The sequence below is a fragment of the Streptomyces kryoterrae genome (assembly GCF_054072135.1).
In genome coordinates this window covers 9,103,890-9,119,295 of the sequence record NZ_CM133358.1, presented here as the reverse complement: position 1 = coordinate 9,119,295, position 15,406 = coordinate 9,103,890, and the positions used below count along the sequence as shown (strand labels likewise).

The 15,406-nt window shown below is 70.0% G+C and carries 10 protein-coding genes; 3 read left to right on the top strand and 7 right to left on the bottom strand.

What is annotated here, in order from left to right:
• The 7 genes from ACW4TU_RS40580 to ACW4TU_RS40550 all read right to left on the bottom strand — a co-directional run bounded on the left by ACW4TU_RS40580 (position 1) and on the right by ACW4TU_RS40550 (position 6,692).
• Positions 1 to 1,335 carry an NtaA/DmoA family FMN-dependent monooxygenase gene (locus ACW4TU_RS40580; RefSeq protein ID WP_457421773.1) on the bottom strand — a complete coding sequence of 445 codons (1,335 nt, stop codon included), beginning with the start codon at positions 1,333 to 1,335 and terminating at the stop codon, positions 1 to 3.
• The gene (locus ACW4TU_RS40575) at positions 1,332 to 1,991 is read right to left on the bottom strand and encodes a cysteine hydrolase family protein (RefSeq protein WP_457421771.1); all 660 of its coding nucleotides are present in this window, start codon (positions 1,989 to 1,991) and stop codon (positions 1,332 to 1,334) included. The genes ACW4TU_RS40580 and ACW4TU_RS40575 overlap by 4 nt, the downstream gene beginning before the upstream one ends.
• On the bottom strand, positions 1,991 to 3,052 hold the full coding sequence (locus ACW4TU_RS40570; protein WP_457421769.1) for an LLM class flavin-dependent oxidoreductase: 1,062 nt from the start codon (positions 3,050 to 3,052) through the stop codon (positions 1,991 to 1,993). The genes ACW4TU_RS40575 and ACW4TU_RS40570 overlap by 1 nt, the downstream gene beginning before the upstream one ends.
• A gap of 85 nt (positions 3,053 to 3,137) precedes the next feature.
• On the bottom strand, positions 3,138 to 4,253 hold the full coding sequence (locus ACW4TU_RS40565; protein WP_457421767.1) for an ABC transporter substrate-binding protein: 1,116 nt from the start codon (positions 4,251 to 4,253) through the stop codon (positions 3,138 to 3,140).
• Between the two features lie 146 nt (positions 4,254 to 4,399).
• Positions 4,400 to 5,266, bottom strand: a complete 867-nt coding sequence (locus ACW4TU_RS40560; protein ID WP_457421765.1) for an ABC transporter permease — start codon at positions 5,264 to 5,266, stop codon at positions 4,400 to 4,402.
• Between the two features lie 14 nt (positions 5,267 to 5,280).
• Positions 5,281 to 6,102, bottom strand: a complete 822-nt coding sequence (locus ACW4TU_RS40555; protein ID WP_457421763.1) for an ABC transporter ATP-binding protein — start codon at positions 6,100 to 6,102, stop codon at positions 5,281 to 5,283.
• A gap of 167 nt (positions 6,103 to 6,269) precedes the next feature.
• Positions 6,270 to 6,692: a hypothetical protein gene (locus ACW4TU_RS40550; protein WP_457421761.1), complete on the bottom strand. Its 423-nt coding sequence runs from the start codon at positions 6,690 to 6,692 to the stop codon at positions 6,270 to 6,272.
• A 529-nt stretch (positions 6,693 to 7,221) separates the two neighbouring features.
• Here ACW4TU_RS40550 and ACW4TU_RS40545 point away from each other — a divergent pair.
• From ACW4TU_RS40545 to ACW4TU_RS40535, 3 genes are read left to right on the top strand one after another with little or no spacing between them, the layout of a single operon-like run.
• Positions 7,222 to 7,458 (top strand): MbtH family protein, encoded by a 237-nt coding sequence (locus tag ACW4TU_RS40545; RefSeq protein ID WP_457421759.1) that lies wholly within the window; start codon positions 7,222 to 7,224, stop codon positions 7,456 to 7,458.
• Positions 7,455 to 14,621: an amino acid adenylation domain-containing protein gene (locus tag ACW4TU_RS40540; protein WP_457421757.1), complete on the top strand. Its 7,167-nt coding sequence runs from the start codon at positions 7,455 to 7,457 to the stop codon at positions 14,619 to 14,621. Before ACW4TU_RS40545 ends, ACW4TU_RS40540 begins: the two co-directional genes overlap by 4 nt.
• A 22-nt stretch (positions 14,622 to 14,643) precedes the next feature.
• On the top strand, positions 14,644 to 15,375 hold the full coding sequence (locus tag ACW4TU_RS40535) for a sulfotransferase-like domain-containing protein (RefSeq protein WP_457421755.1): 732 nt from the start codon (positions 14,644 to 14,646) through the stop codon (positions 15,373 to 15,375).
• The last annotated feature ends 31 nt before the right edge of the window (positions 15,376 to 15,406 follow it).

Sequence of the window (15,406 nt, the reverse complement as noted above, 5' to 3'; positions counted from 1 at the left end):
TCACACCGCCAGGTTCTCGCGCAGCGTGGCACCCGGGTAGGCCGGTGCGAGGGCACCGCGGCGGCGCAGTTCGGGGAGCAGCAGTTCGCTGATCGCGCCGAAGCCCGAGGGCATGGCCGCCGGGCAGGAGAACATGTAGCCGCCGAGCGATCCGGTGGCGGCGAAGTTCTCCTCCAGTGCGTCGGCGATGGTGGCGGGGTCACCGACGATGCCGTGGTCGAGACCCGTGGCCCGTTCGCGGCCGTGCTCGAAGAACTCGCCGCGGCTCATCGTGTGGTCCTCGCCGAACTCCGCGACGAGTGAGCCGACGAGACCCGCGGGGCTCGCGTTGGCCGCGACGATCTCGTCGCGCAGCTCCGCCAGACGGAAGGACTCCGGCAGCGTCGAGAAGTCGTAACCGGCGTTGTGCGACAGGTAGGTGGCGACGGCTTCCTCGTGCCAGAACTCGTGCACCGAGTCCCGCTGGGCCCGTGCCTCGGCCGTCGTACGGCCGACGATCACCTGCGTGGCCCAGAGGATGCCCACGCGCGCGGGATCCCGTCCCTCGGCGAGGAGCGCCTCGTCGAGCAGTTTGCGGTGGCGCTGCTGGGCCGTGAGGTCGCCGCCGAAGCCGAAGACGAGATCGGCGAGCCGTGCCGACGCGGTGATGCCGCGGGGCGAGTTGCCTGCCTGGACGACGAGCGGGTGGTGCTGCGGACCGGGTACGGACGCCAGCGGGCCCTTGACGGTGAAGAACCGTCCCCGGTGGTCGATCGGGTGCACCTTCGCGGGGTCGGCGAACCGGCCTGTGCTCCGGTCGCGCACGATGGCGTCGGGTGCCACCGAGTCCCACAGTGCCCGGCAGACCTTGACGAACTCCTCCATCCGCTCGTAGCGCAGGCCGTGGTCCATCAGCTCGTTGAACCCGTAGTTCGCCGCGTCCGCGCCGCGCGTCGAGGCGACCACGTTGAAGGCGATGCGTCCGCCCGTGACGTGGTCGAGCGAGTTCAGCAGCCGGGCGACGTAGAAGGGGTGCATGAACGTCGAGGAGTACGTCAGACCGAAGCCGATCCTCTCGGTCACGGTGGACATCGCCGCGATGACCGGTGACATGTCGTGGCGCGGCCACTGGATGCCCCACTCGACGGCCGGTTCGATGCTCCCCCGCCAGGTGCTGGGGATACCGCTTCCGTCGCCGAAGAACAGCAGGTCCACGCCGGCTCGCTCGGCGGTCCGCGCCAGCTCCATGTACATGCGTACGTCCGGGAAGTCGTGCCCGGCCCAGGAGCCCGGCCGTGCCCACGCACCCTCGGTGTGGGTGAAGGAGAGGTCGTAGCCGATGTGCATGCCGGTCATCGCGCTGCCTTCTTCCACATCTCGACGACCTCGTCGGCGTCGCCGAGCACGGCCACGTTGAGCCCCAGCTGGACGAGGGCGGCGGCGTTGACGTCGAGGTCGTAGGCGGCCGTGGCATCCCGGGGGACGACGACGGGCCAGTCCAGTTGCAGGGCGTCCTGGGCGGTCGCGTGGACGCAGCACTCGCTGGTCAGGCCCACGACGGTGAGCCAGTCGCAGCCGGCCTGATGAAGCCGCGCGGCGAGATCGGTGTCGAGGAAGCCGCTGTAACCGCGCTTGACGACGCGCTGTTCGCCCTCGGCGGGCCGTACGCGGTACCACTCGGCTCCCGGCGTACCGAGGACGCACGGTTCGGCCGGGCTCATGGGCGCGTCGTAGTCGCCGCCGCGCAGCCAGTTGCCCGCTCGCCACGGACGGGCCGGGTCACTGCCCAACTCGACCCAGAAGACGGGTACTTCGGCGGCACGCGCGGCGTCGACGAGGTCCCCCACGCGGGTGACCGCCTGGTCGAGCGCCGCCAGTGCGGCGTCCGTCAGGCCGTATGCCGCCAGGCGTTCGGGATCGGCGAAGTCGCGCTGTACGTCGACCACGACCAGCGCGGGCCTGCTGCCGGGCCGGGTGAGGTGGGCGAGTTGGGTGTCGCGCAGATCGGGCATCAGGCCGCCACCTCGTCGCGGGCGCGCAGGGCGGGCAGTACGGTCTCGCCGAACAGCAGCATGTCCTCGTCGTACTCCGGGAAGATCAGCATGAGTCCGTCGAGGTCGGCCTCGCGCACGATGTACTCGATGTGATCGGTGATGGTCCGCGTCGAGCCCGCGACGTACGGCGTCTGGAACGCGGCCTCGCCGTCGGCGCCGTCGGCCCACGCGCGGGCCTGGTCCTCGGGGATGCCCCAGGTGCGGCGCATGCGGGCGAGCGCCTCGCGGTCGAGACCCGCGCCCCACTCCTTCACCTTCTTGGCGGCCAGCTCGTCGGTCTCGTCCTGGACGACGGTGAGCATCGAGTACGTCTTGCAGACGCGGCCGTGGGCCTTCGCCCGGTCGTGGACGTCCGCCGAGAGCACCCGCATCTCGTCGAGGCTCTCGGCGGAGAGGAAGGCGCCGTCGGCGTACTTGGCCTGGAAGCGCCGCGCGTCCTCCGACCTGCCCGCGTTGATGAGGGTGGGGCGGGTGGCCGGATGCGGGCGGGACTCGCAGTCGACGAGGTCGAAGTACGGCGTGTGCATGGTGACGGAGTCCTCGGTCCACAGGCGGGTGACCGCCTCCGTCCACAGCTCCGTCATCCGGTAGCGGTCCGCGTGGCTGAGCCGCGGGTCCCACTCGCCGAACTGCTCGAACTCGCCCGCGTAGGAGCCGTTGACGATGTTCATGCCGGCTCGGCCGCCGGAGATGTCCTGGAGGGTGGCGTACATCTTCGCCGCGAGGGCGGGGTTGTGGACGTTCGCGTGCAGCGTCGCCCAGATCTTGACCCGGCTGGTCGCCTCGGCGAGAGCCGCCATCATCGTCATCGATTCGAGCGAGCGGCCCCAGTGGTCGGTGCTGCCGCCGAAGCCGCGCCACTTCGCCATCGACATGACGAAGTCGAGGCCGATGGTCTCCGCGTGCATGGCCGCACGCTTGTTCCACGCGTAGGTCGCCTCGGGGTGTGGCGCGGTCGTGGACAGCATCCATCCCCCGTTCCCGATGGGGAGGAAGATTCCGTACTCTTTCGCGGGCATGCGGGTGAGTCCTTCTGTGAGATCGCCGGCGCCGTGCGGGGAGCCGGGAGCCGTGCGGGCTGCTGGGGGCGCGGGGCGGATGCGGCTACGGTGCGGGCCAGACGAGCTTGCCGGCGGCGTACACGTTCTTGGCGAAGGAAGCGTCGAACCATCCCCGGGCCTGGTCGGCCGTCACGCTACCGGGCACGATCTTGAACTGGTGCAGCATGCCGACGAGCCCCGTGACGTTGCCGAGGTCGATGCCGCCCAGGGGCTGTCCGGGTGTCGGGTTGTCCTTGACGACCTGCGTCTCGGTCTTCCAGATGGCCGTGTTCAGCTTCTTGTCGTAGGTCGGTCCGGACAGCTGTGCCGCGTATCCCACGCATTCGGCGATGTGCTTGTCGTCGGCGCCGCAGTAGTCGTAGGCGTGCAGCGCGGCGCGCACGATGTCCTGGACGGCCTGCGGGTGCGCCTTGGCGAACGCCGGGTTCACCGCCATCGCGCCGAGCGAACTCGGGACGCCGTAGTCGACCGGCTTCCACACCGTGATGTCGACGCCGGCCGCCTTGAGCTGGTTGGGCTCGTTGGAGACGAATCCGGTGAGCGCTTCCAGGCCGCCCTGCCTGCGGGGCAGTACGGAGGGGTCGTAGCCCTGCTTGACCAGCTTGAGCGAGTCCCACTTGACGCCGGCCTTGACCATCATCGCCTGGACGGTGGCGGGTACGTAGCCCTTGTGGCCGACGACCTTGCCGTCGAGCTGGGGCAGCTTGGTGATGTCCTTGTTCGTCATCAGGATTTCGAGGCCGGCGTTCGAGTACGAGGAGATGCCGGTGATGTCGATGCCGTTGGCCCGGGCCTGGATGACGTCCTGCTCGGCGACCGGACTCACGGTGGCCTGTCCGCTGGCGAGGAGCTTGGTGTTCTGCGCCGTGTCGCCGGTGCCGGGCTTGAGGGCGACGTCGAGGCAGAGGTCCTTGAAGTAGCCGAGCTTGGCGGCGGCGATGTACTCGAGGATCGACACCGACGACTGGTACTGGTAGCCCGACAGGTAGGTGATCCTGCCGGCGGCCTTGTTCTCGGCGCACCGCGCGGCGGAGATCGCGGAACCCTCCGAGCCCGCCGAGGTGCTGCCGGAGGAGTCCGAGCCGCATCCCGCGACACCGGCCGTCAGTGCGACGGCGGCGAGGGAGGCGAGGCCGGATCTGATGAGGCGGGACTGCATGGGTGACTCCGAACTGGCGAGGGCCGCCGGGGAAGGGGTGACTGAGGAGAGGCGCCCGCGAAGGGGTGCCGACGGCGCGGATCAGGGCATGGGGCGCCGAGTGCCCCGCCATCGCGGGCCACCGGGGACAGAGATGTGAGGGCGGGTCAGTTGTGCGCGCTGTCGTGCCAGTGGAGGACACGGCGTTCCACCAGCGTCACGACGAGCAGCAGCAGCACGCCCAGGACCGCGAGGACGAGGATCGAGGCGTATACGACCGGCAGTTGGTTCATCGACGAGGCCACACTGATCGCGGTGCCGAGGCCGCGGGTCGATCCGGATGCCGACATCTCGGCCACCACGGCGCCGACGATCGACAGCGGGAAGACGATGCGCAGCGCCGCGAACAGGAATGGCAGCGCGTTGGGGAAGCGCACGTGCAGCAGGAGCTCGAAGCGGCTCGCGTCCATCGTCCGGTACACCTGCAGCACCTGCTGCGGCACGGACCGCAGACCGGCCGCGGTGTTGATGAGGATCGGGAAGAAGCAGATCAGGCCGGCGATGACGAGCTTGGGCAGCGGGCCGAAGCCGAAGGCCACGACGAGCGCCGGCGCGATCGCCACGAGCGGAGTGACGTTGAGGACGACCGCGATCGGCATGACCGCCCGGCGCACCACGGGAAGCTCGGTCGTCAGCACCGCCAGGACGACCGCGGCGACGAACCCCAGCGCGAGGCCGGCCGTCGCCTCGCCCAGGGTGACCAGGGCGTTGTCGACGTAGTAGCCGAACTCCGTGGTGAGCGAGTCGCCGATCTTCGGCAGCGGTGGCAGCAGGTAGGGCAGTTCCTTCGCTCCCCACTGCCACAGGACGGCGAGGACGGCCAGCATCACGGTGAGGGGCAGCCACACGGAGGGACGGATCCACGCGATCCGGGACCTCGGATGGCTGAGGCTGAAGCGCGACGGTTCGACGGGCGTCTCCGGCTCGGCCGCCGGAGACGCAGCGATGCCGGTGCGTTCGTCGGCCACGGTCATCTCCCGCACCCCCTTCACGCGGCCGCGCCGTGCCAGGCATGGCGCAGGCGGTCTCGGATCAGGTCCTCGTACTCGTGGAAGCCGCGTTCCCGGAAGAGGTTCTCGCCGCGCGGCCGGGGCAGGCCGATGTCGATGGTGTCCACGATGCGGCCCGGCCGCGGCGCCATGACGACCACGGTGTCGGAGAGCCGGACGGCCTCGGAGACGGAGTGGGTGACGAACAGCACCGTTGTCTTCAACTCGTCCCACAGGTCGAGCAGTTGGTCCTGCAGACTCTCGCGGGTGAACTCGTCGAGGGCCGAGAAGGGCTCGTCCATGACGAGCACGTCGGGCCGCAGGCCGAAGGCGCGCACGATCGCGGCACGCTGCTGCATGCCACCGGACAGCTGCGCCGGGAGCTTGTGCATGGCCTCGCCGAGACCCGCCTTGACGAGGAGGTCCCGCATGTCCGGGGCCGCCTGCCGCTTCTCGAAGCCGCCGATGCGCTCGCGGCGCCCGGCAGCACCCCTGTTGATCTTCTGCGGCAGTGTGACGTTCCGCAGCACGGACAGCCACGGCAGCAACGCCGGGCTCTGCGGCACGAGTCCGATCATCTTGGCGGCGCACGCTTTCGCCGGCGTCACGCCATGCACCCGGACCTCGCCGCGGTCGGGCTGCTCAAGGCCGGCCACCATGCGCAACAGCGTCGACTTGCCGCAGCCGCTGGGCCCGATGAGGCTGACGAAGCGGCCGGGTGACACCGTCAGGTGAACGTCGTCGAGGGCGTTCGTGGCGGACGGCCCGAATCCATAGACCCGGTGTACGGATCGCAACTCAAGTGCTGGCGTACCAGTCACCTTCACGCTCCCATCCATGTCGCGAGCACGAAGGCCCGATCCTGGAAGTCGGAGAGCGTGCGTAGCGAGTGCGAGAGACTGCGACGCGGAAATCCGCTTAGGTGTGTCCGACCGTAGGAGCCCTGTGTTTCGCTCCGTCACCGGTTCTTGTTTCATGGACATTACGTTCACTGCCTCAGCGTTACGGCCGTGCTGCCGTCGAAGACGTAGATCTCGATCCCGAGGTCCGCCGCCGCGCCTCCCACCCAGCCGCCGAGCGCCTGCACGATCAGCTCGGAGACAAGGAGCACCGCACGCTCGGCGGTGGGCACCGCGTCACGCAACCAGAGCAGCTTGAACATGTCCGCCATGACCTTGTTGCGGTAGGCGGGCTTGTACGTGCCCTGATTGCCGACGAGCTGGACGAGCACCCGGCCGTCGGCGTCGATCCCCTCGACCTCGACACGGTTGCCGTCCGGCAGCATGAGCGGCTTCGGACGCAGCGTGACACCGAGCCGGTCGCCGAGGGCGATCAGCATTCGGCGTTCGACGGAACCTTCGGTGAACCGGCTCCACTCGGTGGGGGCTTCAAGGACAGTCAGGTGGCGCATCTGCCTCAGCGTAGGAAGCGTCCGTTTCCCGCATGTTTCACATGGGCCCGATACCGGCGTCCTGCTCGACGCTGCCCCCGGTCGATGCTGCTCATGCGACGAGGGCCGGCGGTGGCGGGTTCCGGCAGGCCCTCAGTCGGGATCGCGCGGTGAAGCGGTCCAAGCGCACGCCAAGCGATTTCCAAGTCGGACAGTGAAGCATCTGGTCACCGCCGGACAAGCGGTTCGAACGAGGAGTGCGTGCTTGCCCACTGCCGACATCGCCATCGCCATCGCCATCGCCATCGAGCGGGCAATGACCCCCGCTGAAGGCCGAGGGGATTCGCGTGTTTCCGATCGGACTTCGGCCCGTTGACGCATGCGGCGAGTCACAGATCCATGGATCCGGTATGGCGCACGCGATACCCGTTCGTTCTTCAGGGCGCTGAATTCCGCCTGCGGGGACCCGCCGACCACTTCCCCTGCACACCTTGTTTCGAGCGAACCGATGCCCGCACGGCGCTTGAACGATCAGAACACGGAGTCTGCCGTGCCCAATCCCTTCGACGACGAGCGGCTGGATTTTCTTGTGCTCGCCAATGCAGAGGGCCAGTACTCTCTCTGGCCGGCACCGGTCGTCGTACCCGCCGGTTGGTCGGTGCGCCACGCGGAGGACACCCGCGCCAACTGCCTGGCTCACATCGCTGAGCACTGGTGCGACATGCGCCCGGCGAGCCTGGTCGAGGCGACGCAGGCTGATCACGTCCCGGGAGGCCGAGGCGCATGAACATCCGCAGCCCCCACGTACCGTCCTCCTCCTCCTCCGGCCCCCGGCCCTTGATGGCAGGCCAACTCGGAATCTGGTACGCCCAACAGTTGGACCCGGAGAACACCGTCTTCAACGCCGGCGAATACGTGGAGATCCGCGGAGCGCTGGACGTTTCCACCTTCACAGCGGCGCTGCGGCGTACGGTCGAGGAGGTTCAGGCCGTACACGCACGCTTCACCATGGAGGGTGACGCCGTCCGGCAGAGCTTCGACCGGCCGCCCGACTGGACGTTGCACCGGATCGACGTGAGCGCGGAGCCGGACCCCCGGGCCGCCGCCGAACGCTGGATGTGGGCGGACATGAAGCGCCCGGTCGACCTGCTCGGCGGTTCCGGCGGCGGGGCGCTTTTCACCCACGCGCTCTTCACCGAGGCACCCGACCGGTTCCTGTGGTACTCCCGCTGCCATCACATCGTCCTGGACGGATTCAGCAGCCCGCTGCTGCTCGCCCGTACCGCCGCTGTCCACAACGCGCTGCTGCGGGGGGAATCACCCGACGCCGGCACGCTGCAGCCCGTCGACGTGCTCATCGAGGCCGAGTCCGCCTACCGCGCGTCCGCCTCCTTCGCCGCGGACCGGCGGTTCTGGTCGGAGGTCTTCGCGGACGGAATCCAGCCGGTGAGTCTGAGCGGCCCGGCGGTACGGGAGAAACCGAAGGGGTTCCGACGCCATGTGGAGGAGGTCTCCCCGGCGCGGGCCAACGGCCTGCGGGCGGCGGCCGGACGGATGGAGACGAGCCTGGCCGGCCTGCTGATCTCCGCCACCGCGATCTATCTGCACCGGGCGACCGGCGCGGACGACATCGTCCTCGGTGTACCCGCCCTGGGCCGGACGGGCGTGGCGCAGCGCCGGATTCCCGCGATGATGGCCAACATCCTGCCGCTCCGGCTCTCGCTGCGGCCGGAGATGACGCTCGCCGACCTGATCCGGCACACCTCGCGCGGGCTGCGCGAGACACTGCGCCATCACCGCTACCGGTACGAGGACATCGGCCGGGACCTCAAACTCGTCAACTCGGGAACGCTGTTCGGCCCGTCGGTCAATGTCATGTCCTTCGACTTCGACGTCAGATTCGGCGACATTCCCGTGGTTCCGCACAACCTCTCGAACGGACCGGTCGACGACCTGACCATCTCGGTGTACGACCGCGCTGCGGACGGCGGCATGCAGGTCGCGTTCGACGCCAATCCCGCCTCGTACACGGAGGAGACCAACCGGGCCCACGCCGTCCGTTTCCAGGCACTGCTCGACTCGGTCGCGGACCCGTCGGCCACGGACACACCGATCGGCCGGATCGAGCTCCTCACCCCCGCCGAACGGCACAGGGTGCTGGCGGACTGGAACAGCACCGGCACCAGTGAGGCACCGGTTCCCCTGCCGGAGTTGTTCGAACGACAGGTCCGCGCGACCCCGCACGCCACGGCGGTCTCCCAGTACGACGCGGAGCACGGATCCGACCGGCTCAGCTATGCCCAACTCAACACCCGGGCCAACCGGCTGGCCCGACGTCTCGTCGCGCTGGGGGCCGGCCCGGAGACGCCCGTCACCGTGCTGATGCACCGCACCTGCGACCTCGTCGTCGCGCTCCTGGCCGTGCTGAAGGCGGGCGCCCCCTACCTGCCCCTCGATCCGACTCACCCTCCCGCCCGCCTGGCCCACACCATCCGGGACGCCGGATCGGCCATCGTCGTCACGGACCACGCTCCGGATCCCGCGCTCAAGCGACAACTCGACGGCGCGCGGACGCTGCGACTGGACGACCTCGCCGAAGCGGCGAAGACCGCCGCCCAGGCCGGCCACGATCTCGCAGACACCGAGCGGCACGGCGTACCGCACCCGGCACATCCCGCCTACCTGATCTACACCTCCGGATCCACCGGCAGCCCCAAGGGTGTGGTGGTCACGCGCGAAGCCCTGGCCAATCTGCTCGCTTCCGCCCGGAACTTCCTGGCCCTCACCGCCGCCGACCGCCTCCTGGCGGTGACGACGATCGCCTTCGACATCTCCCAACTGGAGCTGTACGCACCACTGGCCGCCGGCGCGCAGATCGTCCTCGCCGACTCGGGATGCGTTCGGGACCCGCGACGGCTCGCCGCCCTGATCAACCGCTCGGGCGCGTCGGCCATGCAAGCCACCCCGTCCGCCTGGCAAGCACTGGCCAAGACCGCTCCCGACGCGATGAGCGGGCTGCGGAAGCTGCTTGTGGGAGGAGAGATGCTGTCCGCCACCCTGGCCCGGCAGTTGCACGGCTCCGGCGGGGCGGTCGTCAACGTCTACGGTCCGACCGAGACCACGATCTGGTCGACCTGCCAGCCCCTGGACGAGACATCCCTCGGCGCACCGCCGATCGGCACCCCGATCGACAACACGTCCGTCTACGTCCTGGACGAAGCCCTCCAACCGGTACCACCGGGCGTCCTCGGCGAGCTGTACATCGCCGGCCTCGGCCTGGCCCGGGGATACCACGGTCGGCCCGGCATGACGGCCGAGCGGTTCGTCGCCGATCCCTTCGGCCGGCCGGGCAGCCGTATGTACCGCACCGGCGACACCGCCCGCTGGAACATCGACGGGACCCTGCACTGCGTCGGGCGGGCGGACCATCAGATCAAACTCCGCGGCCATCGCATCGAACCGGGCGAGATCGAGAACACGCTCCTGCGGCACGCCCATGTCGCACAGGCGGTGGTGACGGTTCATGAACCCCGCCCCGGCGACCGGCAGCTCGTCGCGTACGTCACCCTCACGGCAGGGCGGTCACTCGATTCCACCGAGCTCGACGAGCATGCGGCCGCCGAACTGCCCGGCTACATGGTGCCCCGCCCCATCACGGTGCTCGACACGATCCCGCTGACCCCCAACGGGAAGCTGGACCGCAAGGCGTTGCCTGCGCCACTGCCCCCGACCGACCCCTCGCGCACCCCCCGCACCCCGGAGGAGGAGCTGATCTGCCGGGTGTACGCCGAGACACTCGCTCTTCCCCGGGTCGGCATCGACGACGACTTCTTCGCGCTCGGTGGCCACTCGCTGCTGGCCACCCGGCTCGTCAACCGGGTACGTTCCGCCCTCGGCGTCGATCTCACCATCCGCGACCTGTTCGACAGCCCGACACCCGCAGCCCTCGCCGGGCGCCTGCGGGACTCCGTACCTTCCCGCACACCGCTGCGGATCCGCCCCAGACCGCGCGCACTCCCCCTGTCGGCAGCTCAGCGGGGCCTGTGGTTTCTGACCGAGTTCGAGGGTCCGCGCGCCACCCACAACATTCCGCTGGCGCTCCACGTGTCCGGCCCGCTGGACCGGGCGGCCCTGCGCCGGGCCCTGTTGGATGTGACGACCCGTCACGAAGCGCTGCGAACCGTGTTTCCCTCGGCCGACGGTGAACCCGAGCAGCTGATCATGTCGGTCGAGCGGGTCACGGGCCTGACGGTGGTCGGACCGGACGGGGCGGCCACCCTGGCCGCGGAGGCGGACCGCCCCTTCCACCTGGCCACGGAACCTCCCCTGCGGGCAACCCTGTTCGTGCGAGGTGAGGACGAACACGTCCTGAGCCTCGTGCTGCATCACATCGCCGGTGACGGCTGGTCGCTGAGTGTTCTCGCGGACGAGTTGTCGGCGGCGTACGAGGCACGCAGGGCAGGCCGACAACCGGACTGGACGCCGCTGCCGGTCCAGTACGCCGACTACGCGCTGTGGCAGGCGGAATCGCTGGAATCGGCTGCGGATCCGGGCAGCGTGCCGGCCAGGCAGCTGGTGTTCTGGCGCGGGGCGCTGGCCGGCCTTCCGGAGCGGCTGGAACTGCCCACCGACCGGCCACACCCGGTCCGGCCCAGCCACCGGGGCGACGCGGTGCCGCTGGCCGTGGACGCCGGACTGCACCGGCGGCTCGTGGAGACCGCGCAGCGGCACGACGTCAGCCTGTTCATGCTGCTCCACACGGCGCTGGCGATCCTGCTCAGCCGGGTCAGCGGGGCAACCGACATCCCGGTCGGGTCACCGATCGCCGGACGCACCGACGCGGCGCTGGAGAATCTGATCGGGTTCTTCGCCAACACCCTCGTCCTGCGTACCGACACCTCCGGCAACCCCACCTTCGCCGGCCTGCTGGCACGGGTACGACAGACCTGTCTGTCCGCGTACGCCCATCAGGAGGTGCCCTTCGAGCGTCTGGTGGAGGAACTCGCACCGGTCAGGTCGACGTCGCACCATCCGCTGTTCCAGGTCATGCTCTCCGTGGAGAACGCGCGACCCGGCCTCGCGCTCGCCGGTCTCGCCGTCCGCCCGCTGGAGGGCGGCCCCCGGCCGGCCAAGTTCGACCTGTCGGTCACCCTGACCGAGCAGCACGACGCGGACGGCGCGCCCCTCGGCCTGACCGGACTGATCAACTTCGCGACGGATCTGTTCGACCGGACGACGGTCACCCGTTTCGCCGACATGCTGGTCAACATCCTTGATTCAGGCGCCGCAGCCCCGTCGACGCCCATCGGCCGGCTCCGCGTCCTCAGCCCGGACGAACGGCACCGTGTCCTCGTCGAGTGGAACGACACCGGCGAGGACACCGCCCACACCCCGGCCGCCACGCTCGCGGACCTCTTCCAGCGCCAGGTCCGCGATCGGCCCGAGGACACCGCGGTGGTGCACGAGCAGGGTCGGCTGTCCTACGCGGAGCTGAACGCGCGGGCGAACAGGCTGGCACGGACACTCGTCGCCGCGGGAGCCGGACCGGAGCGGATCGTCGCGCTGGCCCTGCCCCGGTCGCCCGAGATGATCGTCGCGCTCCTGGCGGTCGTCAAGGCCGGCGCGGCCTACCTGCCGATCGACACCGCCTATCCCGCCGAGCGGATCGCACTCATGCTGGCCGACGCACGACCGTCGGCGGTACTCACCACCAGCGCCCTCCTCGGCAGCCTGCCGGCCGCGGACCGAACACCGCGAGTGGTGCTCGACGCCCCCACGACCGTCAAGGAACTGAGCCGCCGGTGCGACTGCGACCTCACCGACGAGGACCGGATCTCCCCGTTGCACCCCGCGCACCCGGCCTACGTCATCTACACCTCCGGGTCGACCGGCCGCCCGAAGGGTGTCCAGATCACTCACGCCGGAATCACCGGGGTGGTGCTGACCCAGATCGAGCACCTGGCCGTCGACCGGTTCAGCAGGGTGCTGCAGTTCGCCTCGCTGAGCTTCGACGCCGCCTCCGGGGAGATACTCCGGACGCTGCTCGCCGGGGCGGCTCTCGTCGTCCCGGCGACCGTGCCGGCCCCGGACGGCCTGGCACGCCTCGTCCGGGAGGAGCGGATCACCCACTGCTTCGTTCCTCCGGCTGTCCTGTCCGTGTTGCCCGACGACACACTCGACGGGGTGCGCACCCTGACGGTCGGCGGTGAGGCCGGTGCGGTGTCGCTCGCCCGGCCCTGGTCGGCAGGGCGTCGGATGCTCAACGGCTACGGCCCCACCGAGACCACCATCGTCGCCACCTACCACCGGGTCCGTCCTCAGGACGGGGACGCCTCGCGGCCGTGGCTGCCGATCGGCCGGCCGATCCGGAACACCCGGGCCTACGTCCTCGACACGGGGCTGGAGCCCGTCCCACCCGGTGTCGTGGGTGAGCTCTACCTCGTCGGCGCCGGGCTGGCGCGGGGTTACCTCGACCGCCCCGGCCTCACCGCCCAACGGTTTGTCGCCTGCCCCCACGGGGCTCCGGGCGAACGGATGTACCGGACCGGCGACCTGGTGCGGTGGAGCTCCGCCGGGGAGCTGGAGTTCATCGGCCGCACGGACGACCAGGTGAAGATACGCGGCCACCGGATCGAACCCGGCGAGGTCGAAGCCGTGCTGAGGCGACACCCGTCCGTCGGTGGGGCCGCCGTGGTGGTGAGAGAAGCCCGGCCCGATGACCCGCGACTGGTGGCGTACGTGGTGCCGGCCGCCGAGAGCGGGGTGGACACCGCGGAGCTGCGGGCCTTCGTGTCCGGCGCCGTACCGGACCACCTGGTGCCCGCCGTGGTCGTGGTGCTGAACGCGCTGCCGCTGACGCCGAACGGCAAGGTGGACCGCCGAGCCCTGCCGCGGCCCGACTTCTCGGCGGCGGCGGTGTTCCGGGGCCCCCGTAGCGCCCGTGAAGAGGTGCTGTGCGGGCTGTTCGCGGAGGTACTCGGCCAGGAGCGGGTCGGAATCGACGATTCGTTCTTCGAGCGGGGCGGCCACTCGTTGATGGCGACCCGGCTGGTGAGCCGGATCCGTTCGGTGCTCGGCGAGGACGTATCGCTGCGGACCCTCTTCGAGGCGCCCACCGTGGCCCGGCTGAACGACCGGATCGGCGCCGCCGGGGCCGGCGGAACGGGACTGGACGTCGTACTGCCCCTCAATGTGGCCGGAGACGGGCCGCCCCTCTTCTGTTTCCGTCCGGCAGGCGGCCTGGCCTGGGTGTATGCCCGCCTGGTACAGCACCTTCCGGCGGATCAGAGGCTCTACGGCCTCCAGGCGCGGGGGCTCACCGGCGTCGAGGACATCCCGGCCACGGTCGAGGAGATGGCCGCGGACTACGCACGCGAGATCCGGTCGGTGCGCCCACGCGGTCCCTACCGGCTCCTCGGCTGGTCGTTCGGCGGCGTCCTCGCCCACGCGACGGCGGCGCTGCTGCAGCGGCAGGGCGAGCCGGTCGATTTCCTGGCCCTGCTCGACTCGTATCCCACCGCACGCCAGGGCGAACCCGAAGCCGAGCCGCGACGGCTGCTGGATGTCGCCGGGGCGCTCGGTGTACCGCTCGACCTGTCAGCGTTCGATGGCCACGACCCCCGGGAACTGCTGAATCTCCTCAAAGCGGCCGACCACCCGCTGCGGGACCTGGACGAGGCATCGCTCCTGGCCATGTACGAGGACCACGCGACGGCGCGGGCGTCCCGGCTCACCTACGTCCCGACGGTCTTCCGCGGCGATGTGCTGGCCTTCACCGCGGCGTCCGACAGCGGCGCATCGGCGGTCGACACCTGGTCGGCCCACGTGGACGGGCACATCGCGGAGCACCGAGTCCCGTGCCGCCACGAGGAGATGATGCAGCCCGGCCCGCTCAGCCGCATCGCCGGGACACTCCGGGACGCCCTGTCCGACCTGCCCAGGTTCCAGTGACACCGACCGAAAGAGCCGAAACATGTCCCACCCCCTCATCTTCCTCTGGGCCCACTGCCGTTCCCGCTCGACGGCGTTCCTTCGCACGATGCTCGAACGCGGCGATCTGCTCGTACTGCATGAGCCGTTCTCCAGCATCGTCGTACAGGGGTACGCGGAGGTCGGCGAGGAGAAGGCCGGCACTTTCGCCGAACTTCTCCGGCTGATCGAACTCGCGGCACAGCGGGCCCCCGTGTTCGTCAAAGAGACGACCGAGTACCGGTACGGGATTCTGGACGACCCCCGCCTGCCGCACCTGGGCACCCACACCTTCATCGTCCGTGACCCCGAACCCACGCTGGCCTCCCACTACGCGATGAACCAGGACGTCACCTGCGCCGAGGTCGGCTACGAGCACCAGTTCGAGATATTCGACCTGGTCAGGCGGAGCACCGGCCGGCCACCGGTGGTCATCGAGGCCGAACGTCTCGTCGCCGACCCCGACGAAGTCGTCCGGTACTACTGCCAGGAAACCGGAATCCCGTTCATGCCGTCCGCCCTGTCATGGCGGCCCGGCGAGCAGACGGTGTGGAAGCGCACGCCCGAATGGCACCAGGACACCGCCCGGAGCAGCGGATTCACGCAATCCGGTGGCCACTACCCGACCGGCGTGCACAACAGTGCGAAGCTGGCCCGGTATCACGCCTACCACCTGCCGTTCTACGAGCGGCTGCGGGCTCACGCGGCACTCGGTCGGCATGACCGGGCCGACTGAGGTTCGCCGCCGCGGCGTTCGAGCCTGCGCC

Coding starts and splice junctions, on each gene's coding strand:
- ACW4TU_RS40580 (WP_457421773.1), bottom strand. CDS start 1,335: ATGACCGGCATGCACATCGGCTACGACCTCTCCTTCACCCACACCGAG.
- ACW4TU_RS40575 (WP_457421771.1), bottom strand. CDS start 1,991: ATGCCCGATCTGCGCGACACCCAACTCGCCCACCTCACCCGGCCCGGC.
- ACW4TU_RS40570 (WP_457421769.1), bottom strand. CDS start 3,052: ATGCCCGCGAAAGAGTACGGAATCTTCCTCCCCATCGGGAACGGGGGA.
- ACW4TU_RS40565 (WP_457421767.1), bottom strand. CDS start 4,253: ATGCAGTCCCGCCTCATCAGATCCGGCCTCGCCTCCCTCGCCGCCGTC.
- ACW4TU_RS40560 (WP_457421765.1), bottom strand. CDS start 5,266: ATGACCGTGGCCGACGAACGCACCGGCATCGCTGCGTCTCCGGCGGCC.
- ACW4TU_RS40550 (WP_457421761.1), bottom strand. CDS start 6,692: ATGCGCCACCTGACTGTCCTTGAAGCCCCCACCGAGTGGAGCCGGTTC.
- ACW4TU_RS40540 (WP_457421757.1), top strand. CDS start 7,455: ATGAACATCCGCAGCCCCCACGTACCGTCCTCCTCCTCCTCCGGCCCC.
- ACW4TU_RS40535 (WP_457421755.1), top strand. CDS start 14,644: ATGTCCCACCCCCTCATCTTCCTCTGGGCCCACTGCCGTTCCCGCTCG.